Annotated in this window: 4 protein-coding genes and 2 rRNA genes; all 6 read right to left on the bottom strand. The window is 42.7% G+C overall.

The window, feature by feature from the left end:
• Nucleotides 1-695: ribosomal RNA gene (locus tag O1D97_RS10500) — 23S ribosomal RNA — on the bottom strand; the annotation flags it as partial.
• 393 nt (nt 696-1088) lie between these two features.
• Nucleotides 1089-2626 (bottom strand): 16S ribosomal RNA (locus tag O1D97_RS10495).
• Nucleotides 2627-3114: 488 nt separating this feature from the next.
• Complete coding sequence (locus O1D97_RS10490) at nt 3115-3924, bottom strand: ABC transporter permease (RefSeq protein WP_269125389.1); 810 nt, start codon at nt 3922-3924, stop codon at nt 3115-3117.
• On the bottom strand, nt 3921-4808 hold the full coding sequence (locus O1D97_RS10485) for an ABC transporter permease (protein ID WP_269125387.1): 888 nt from the start codon (nt 4806-4808) through the stop codon (nt 3921-3923). The genes O1D97_RS10490 and O1D97_RS10485 overlap by 4 nt, the downstream gene beginning before the upstream one ends.
• Nucleotides 4801-5883: an ABC transporter ATP-binding protein gene (locus tag O1D97_RS10480; protein ID WP_269125385.1), complete on the bottom strand. Its 1083-nt coding sequence runs from the start codon at nt 5881-5883 to the stop codon at nt 4801-4803. Before O1D97_RS10480 ends, O1D97_RS10485 begins: the two co-directional genes overlap by 8 nt.
• 94 nt (nt 5884-5977) lie before the next feature.
• Entirely contained in the window at nt 5978-7090 is a 1113-nt protein-coding gene (locus tag O1D97_RS10475; RefSeq protein ID WP_269125383.1) for an extracellular solute-binding protein, read from the bottom strand.
• Between the last annotated feature and the right edge of the window lie 352 nt (nt 7091-7442).

Raw genomic sequence — 7442 nt, 5'->3', positions numbered from 1 at the left:
CCTTCAACCTGCTCATGGATAGATCGCCCGGTTTCGGGTCTATTCCCAGCAACTAAACGCCCTATTAAGACTCGATTTCTCTACGGCTCCCCTAAATGGTTAACCTTGCTACTGAAAATAAGTCGTTGACCCATTATACAAAAGGTACGCAGTCACGGAACTAAGTCCGCTCCCACTGCTTGTACGTACACGGTTTCAGGTTCTATTTCACTCCCCTCGCCGGGGTTCTTTTCGCCTTTCCCTCACGGTACTGGTACACTATCGGTCAGTCAGGAGTATTTAGCCTTGGAGGATGGTCCCCCCATGTTCAGACAGGATACCACGTGTCCCGTCCTACTCGTTTTCATTGAAAAGGTGTTTTCGTATACGAGGCTTTCACTCTCTACGGCCAAGCTTTCCAGCTTGTTCTACTAACACCAAATCAACTTAAGGGCTAATCCCCTTTCGCTCGCCGCTACTTAGGGAATCTCGGTTGATTTCTTTTCCTTCGGGTACTTAGATGTTTCAGTTCCCCGAGTTCGCCTCATTAAGCTATGTATTCACTTAATGATACCCGCAAGCGGGTGGGTTTCCCCATTCGGAAATGTTCGGATCAAAGTTTGTTTATCAACTCCCCGAACCTTATCGCAGATTACCACGTCCTTCATCGCCTCTGACTGCCAAGGCATCCACCGTGCACGCTTGGTCACTTGACCATATAACCCAAAGTAGTTTTTTAATCCCTCACTTTTCTAAAAGAAAAGTCAGTATCAAAACAACACTCAGATCACATACCAACGATGCTTTTGTGTCATCACTGGATTTTACGATTTAGAAAGTCATCCAGGTTATTCTCAATAAAGAGAAAGATGCTTTCCACCGGTTTGACGCTTGATTATCGTCTATTTCAAAAAGTCACATTGTTAAAGAGCAAGTTTAGTGCAAAGCACTAAGTCAGACATTCATGAATAACGCGAACATTATGATGACTGGTCATCACATAATCGCTTTCATCAACCCCTTGCTTAGGACTCTATCCTAGAACAATTGCTGCTATAAAGTAGTCATCAGATAATTTGTGTGAACGCTCACCAGAGCTTCGTATCGTTTAAGGAGGTGATCCAGCCCCAGGTTCCCCTAGGGCTACCTTGTTACGACTTCACCCCAGTCATTGACCACTCCGTGGTAACCGCCCTCCTCGAAAGGTTAAGCTAGCTACTTCTGGAGCAATCAACTCCCATGGTGTGACGGGCGGTGTGTACAAGGCCCGGGAACGTATTCACCGTGACATTCTGATTCACGATTACTAGCGATTCCGACTTCATGGAGTCGAGTTGCAGACTCCAATCCGGACTACGACGCACTTTGTGGGATTCGCTTACTATCGCTAGTTCGCAGCCCTCTGTATGCGCCATTGTAGCACGTGTGTAGCCCTACTCGTAAGGGCCATGATGACTTGACGTCGTCCCCACCTTCCTCCGGTTTGTCACCGGCAGTCTCCTTAAAGTTCCCACCCGAAGTGCTGGCAAATAAGGATAAGGGTTGCGCTCGTTACGGGACTTAACCCAACATTTCACAACACGAGCTGACGACAGCCATGCAGCACCTGTCTCAGTGTTCCCGAAGGCACTCCAAAATCTCTTTCGGATTCACTGGATGTCAAGAGTAGGTAAGGTTCTTCGCGTTGCGTCGAATTAAACCACATGCTCCACCGCTTGTGCGGGCCCCCGTCAATTCATTTGAGTTTTAACCTTGCGGCCGTACTCCCCAGGCGGTCTACTTATCGCGTTAGCTTCGCCACTAAGTCATTACAACCCAACGGCTAGTAGACATCGTTTACGGCGTGGACTACCAGGGTATCTAATCCTGTTTGCTCCCCACGCTTTCGCACCTCAGTGTCAGTATCAATCCAGAGTGTCGCCTTCGCCACTGATGTTCCTTCCTATATCTACGCATTTCACCGCTACACAGGAAATTCCACACTCCTCTATCGTACTCTAGCCTGCCAGTATCGGGTGCCATTCCAAGGTTGAGCCCTGGGCTTTCACATCCGACTTAACAAACCACCTACGCGCGCTTTACGCCCAGTAATTCCGATTAACGCTTGCACCCTCTGTATTACCGCGGCTGCTGGCACAGAGTTAGCCGGTGCTTCTTCTGAGGGTAACGTCACAGCAATCGAGTATTAATCAATTACCTTTCCTCCCCTCTGAAAGTGCTTTACAACCCTAAGGCCTTCTTCACACACGCGGCATGGCTGGATCAGGCTTGCGCCCATTGTCCAATATTCCCCACTGCTGCCTCCCGTAGGAGTCTGGGCCGTGTCTCAGTCCCAGTGTGGCTGGTCATCCTCTCAGACCAGCTAGAGATCGTCGCCTTGGTAGGCCTTTACCCTACCAACTAGCTAATCTCACGCAGGCTCATCTAATAGCGAAAGGTCCGAAGATCCCCTCCTTTCCCCCGTAGGGATTATGCGGTATTAGCATGCGTTTCCACATGTTGTCCCCCACTACTAGGCAGATTCCTACGCGTTACTCACCCGTCCGCCGCTCGACGCCTGTAGCAAGCTACATCGTTTCCGCTCGACTTGCATGTGTTAAGCCTGCCGCCAGCGTTCAATCTGAGCCATGATCAAACTCTTCAGTTTAAGATCTTTTGCTGATAAATCAGCGTGCTTACTCAAATTTAACTCTAACTAAACTTACATGTTTGTTTGACAAATCAAACAAACATGAACAAATTGAAAGTGTTTGGACTCTCGTAAGACTTCAAAATATTTTCGAAGCCTCCAGCGAGCGCCCACACAAATTATCTGATTAACTATTTTAAAGAGCGTGCTAACTAAAATAAGACAAGAAGAACAAACCGTGTTGTTTTTCTTGTTGGACGCTTACTCGTTGTTCTGAGTGGTTGTCCGTGTCAGCGAGGGCGTATATTAAGGATCTACAGATTTAGTGCAACCCTTTTTTGGTATTTATTGTAAAAAAGGGTAATTAAAATGATAAAGAAGCTTTTTTGATTATTTTTTACACATAGAAAAGCAATAAGCGAACAAAAATCATACAAACAAACCCAGCACCCTAATAGCAGACACAAAAAAAGCGCCGAAGCGCTTTTTTTCAAGAAGGAAATCAATTACGAATCGACATTTACTTTTGCCGCTTCTTCTTGACGCCTCTTCCGCTCATAAATAATAGCAACAACAACCGTAATTAAAATCATCAGCAATCCTAGAGCATTAACCGATGGCGTTAAACCTGTTCTTACTTTTGATGCTATATATACTGTCAAGGTTGTATCGTACCCCTTCACAAACAAGGTCGTATTATAATTTTCAAACGACTGTAGGAATGCGATAACAGCGGCAGAAATAACAGCTGGTTTCAAATAGGGCAACAAAATCCTTCTAAAGGTTTGCCATTGGTTTGCTCCTAGACTCATTGCCGCCTGCTCCAATGTGCGATCAAACCTCTGTAAGCGAGCTAGAACCATTAACATAACATAGGCGGAGATAAAGGTTGTTTGTGCAATCACAGTAAGTAGCATACCTCCGCTCACCGACAATCCTTTCCAAAAAATCAAAGTCGAGATACCAACTATTACTCCAGGAGTAAGTAGTGGTGACATCATCAGTGAATAGATAAACGTCTTCCCTTTACCTTGAATAGTAGAGAGAAATAAAGCACAACAAATACCAATTGGGACAGCAATAATCAGAACACCAAAAGCCACAATAATACTTGTCAGCAATGCGTCCCACATCGCACCATCTTGTGCCAATGCTTCAAACCACTTTAATGTGAAGCCTTTCCATGGTGAAACAGTTGGAAAACGACTGTCATTAAATGTCGCCGCTCCCATAATAATGAGAGGGGTAAATAGATATATGAAGAAGACGCCAATATAGAAGCGTATTCCCCACGTTAATATTGTTGAAGATTTCATCGCGCGATGTCTCCTAAGCCCACTTTAAAGATACGCATAACCAGTGCAATAAAACCAATACAAATTAATAGTAGTAAGAAAGCATATGCCGCACCTTGGTTCCAATTACCGCCTTCAAAGAACCAGTTATAAATAATTTGCGTAAACCAGCGACTTCCAGGAGACCCTAAAAGAGCGGGCACAGCATAACTCCCAGCAGCAAGCATGAAGGTCATAATACAACCCGTTGCAATACCTGGTTTCGCATGAGGTATAATGATTCGGTAATGAGTTCGAATCCAGCCCGCACCAAGACTTCGAGCGGCTTTAATTTGGTTCATATCTAGATTTTCGATGGCATTATAGATAGGGAATATCATAAACAAGATATAAGCATAAACCATGCCCAACATCACAGCCCCATCTCCAGTCATGAATCGCATAGGACGATCAATCAAGCCTAGCGCCAGTAACAAGGAATTGAGCGGCCCCTTATAAGCTAGAATAATATACCAAGAAAATGTTCTTAGAATTTCATTAATCCAGAAAGGAATAATCAATAAAAGTATACACAATGCCGCTTGCCCAGGCGTTGCCACCTTCGCGAGATAGAAAGCTAAAGGGTAACTCACACAAAGCGTCAATAACGTCACTAACACACTAGACCAAATCGTCTTCAAAAATATCGTTAAATGTATTTTATTGGCAAATAAGGTTTCATAGTTAATGAGTGAATACGTATCTTTTTCTCCTCCTAGCTCACTCGGCAGTAAATTTGGTCGTAAAGAATAGTCCACCATTAATAACTGAGGCAAAATAACTAAAGCAATTAGCCATACAGCAATAATGGAAAGAATCGCTATCGCTAACCCTCCACCAAAACGAGCCTTTAATTGCTTAAACATTTTCTCCTCCAGAAATAACTACCGCATCTTTATTATGATACGACAGAGAAATATGAGCACCTGGGGTCATATTTGAAGAGTATTGATCAGAACCAATTTGTACTGCCAAACTATGTCCATAGGTAGTTTCAGCATTCAAAGTTAAATAAGCTCCCTCAAAATTGATCTCTTTTATGGTGACATCAAAAGAGTTGCCTTCAACTACTGGAATAAGACTTATATGCTCAGGACGAATAAATAAAGTAGCTTCTTGACCTTTAGTTAATGCCCCTACACCTTTACCAACCAGTTTCCCCAAAGGGCCGCAATCTACAACAATTTCAGAACCATTAATGTCTTGAATCGAACCTTTAAAGGCATTATTTTCGCCGACAAAAGAAGCCACGAAATCGGTCACGGGTTCTCGATATAATGTAATTGGATCTGCTACCTGTTGAATTTGACCTGCGGACATAACTGCCACACGATCAGACATAGTCAACGCTTCCCCCTGATCATGGGTAATATAGATAAAAGTGATTCCTGTTTTTCGTTGAATTTCTTTTAGCTCTGTACGCATATGTTGGCGTAATTTTAAATCCAAAGCCGAAAGAGGTTCATCTAAAAGCAGCACTCGTGGCTCAACAGCCAAGGCTCTAGCAATCGCAATTCGCTGCTTTTGCCCACCAGATAAAGCAGAAACTTGCTTATCCGCACTATCAGGTAACGCCACCAACTCAAGCAACCTATCTGATGCTTTTTTACGATCACGCTTATTAACACCACGCACTTCAAGACCGAATTCGATATTTTCAGCAACCGTCATCAAAGGGAATAAGGCTAAATTCTGAAAAATCATTGATGTTGGCCGTTTATTGGCAGGAACGCCTCGCATGTCCTCCCCACCAATTTTTACCGCCCCTTCTGTCGGATCAAGAAAACCACTAATCATATTAAGGATTGTTGTTTTCCCACAACCTGAAGGTCCCAGAAAACTAAAAAACTCTCCAGATTCTATTTTTAAATCCGATTGTTGTATTGCGGTAAAATCACCAAACTTCATTACTACGTTATCTAGATGAACACTGCTATCCATTAAAATTCTCTAATCTTTATAGTTCTATAGGTTTATGACGCAAAAAAGCTTCCACCCGCATTAATATGCAGATAGAAGCCTTTTTAGAAAAAATTTATGCTGACAAATAACGATCTTGATACTCGTTACGAAGCGCCACATACCAAGGTTCTTGTATTGGCCACCACCATAGATTTTTTAATTCATCAGATGTGTATGAATTTTGGAAGAAGGCTTTCGTTGCTTCTGGCAATAGAGCATCCGCGCCTTTTGCCGTTGAGTTATACCCTGTTGCTTTAACGAACATCGCGCCAGCTTCAGGTGTGTAGTACCAATTAATAAACTCATATACAGAGTCAACATTATTGGCATTTTTCGGCATAACAAAACCTTCCATCCAAGCTAATGCACCTTCTTTTGGCGCGCCATAGGCAATAGGCTCACCTTCGGATTGTAGCTTGAATGCTGTGCTATCCCAAGTTTGCCCAATAACCGCACCATTTGTACGGAACGCACCTTGAGCTTCATTTTCTGTTGACCAGAACTGAGCAATCATACCCTTATGCTCTGATGCTGTTTTTAGGATAACATCAAAGTTAGCACGCATCGCTTTTTCATTCTTGTATGACTCAAGCATTGGATAAGGCAGTTTACCCATATTTTCTAGCCATAAACCAATACCCACCAAAGCAGAGTGCCCACGAACCGTAACACCATCAGCATGCTCTGGATTCCATAAGTCACCATAACTTAAATTAGAACGATCCACTTTGGCATATTCTTTATGGTATGCAATGGCTTCTGTTCCCCAATCAGATGGAGCAAAGTAACGCTTACCGTTAACCAGACCACCGACTTCAGAACCTGATATAGCACTGTCTAAGCATCCATCCCAATTAATTCGAGACGTATCTAGTGGCTGAACCAAGTCAAAATCAACATACCCAGGCACTCGATCTACAGTTGGCATGATAATATCGAAACCAGTACCATCGGTTGCTCGTAATGAGTTCATCAACTCATCATTTGTACCATAAGGAGTAAATGTCGCATTAATACCAGTTTTTGCTTTAAAGTCTTGCAACATTTCATCCGTGATGTAGCCTGCCCACGCATAAATACGTAACTCTTTATTTGCCGCTACAGCTTTATTGATTGAAAATGTAGAAGCAGCTGTTACACCTGCAACTGACGCACCTTTTAAAAATTGTCTACGGGAAAGTGTCATGTTCTTATTCCTATAATAAAATCACACTGAAATACAAGATTAAACGCACTTGAAAGTAATAATGCCGAAAAAGCACCATATTTATACTCATTTATATACTTAATACTAAGTATCAATTAATACAAAATAATGACAGTTTAGGTAAGTTGGAAGTTTTTTTTCGCTAGAAAGGGACTTTTGAGAAAAAGTGTCGCTTTTGTCTTACTTATGACGCAAATTGACAAATGAAAGCAGAAGTTATTTCATATGAAACCTAAAGTCTCATATCAAATAAATTCAGAATACCTAATATACCTCTATTTTACATTAGTCAGACTAACATCAAACCCCAGACAGGCCATCAATTACAATA

It is taken from the genome of Marinomonas phaeophyticola, assembly GCF_026966905.1.
Classification (GTDB): Bacteria; Pseudomonadota; Gammaproteobacteria; order Pseudomonadales; family Marinomonadaceae; genus Marinomonas; species Marinomonas phaeophyticola.
This window is presented reverse-complemented; position numbering and strand designations above follow the sequence as displayed.